Annotated in this window: 1 pseudogene; it reads left to right on the forward strand. The window is 48.5% G+C overall.

What is annotated here, in order from left to right:
• Window positions 1-501, forward strand: a pseudogene (fadH, locus tag R7Q46_RS30730) (NADPH-dependent 2,4-dienoyl-CoA reductase); the annotation flags it as partial.

The following is a 501-nucleotide window of genomic DNA, read 5'->3' on the forward strand; positions in this document are numbered from 1 at the left end:
GCACGTTCGAAGATGTGATTGAATTAGCCAAAGGATTGGAAGACGCGGGCGTCACCATTATCAACACTGGTATTGGTTGGCATGAAGCACGTATTCCGACCATTGCAACGCAAGTACCTCGCGGTGCATTTACATGGGTAACCGAGAAGGTGAAACCGCACGTTTCTGTGCCAATCGTCACCTGTAACCGAATTAACACTCCTGATGAAGCAGAGCGAATCCTTGCTTCTGGTCAGGCGGATATGGTGTCAATGTCTCGCCCGTTCTTGGCGGATCCATACTTTGTCGCGAAGGCAGAACAAGAGAATGCGCAGTTTATTAATACGTGTATCGGCTGCAACCAAGCGTGTCTGGACAACGTATTTAAAGGTAAGCGCGCTAGTTGTCTCGTCAATCCACTTGCCTGTTACGAAACAGAAATTGTGGTTGAACCAACGTTCAAGAAGAAAAATATTGCCGTTGTAGGCGCAGGCCCTGCTGGTTTAGCTTGTGCGACGACTT

Source organism: Vibrio sp. 811 (assembly GCF_033339195.1).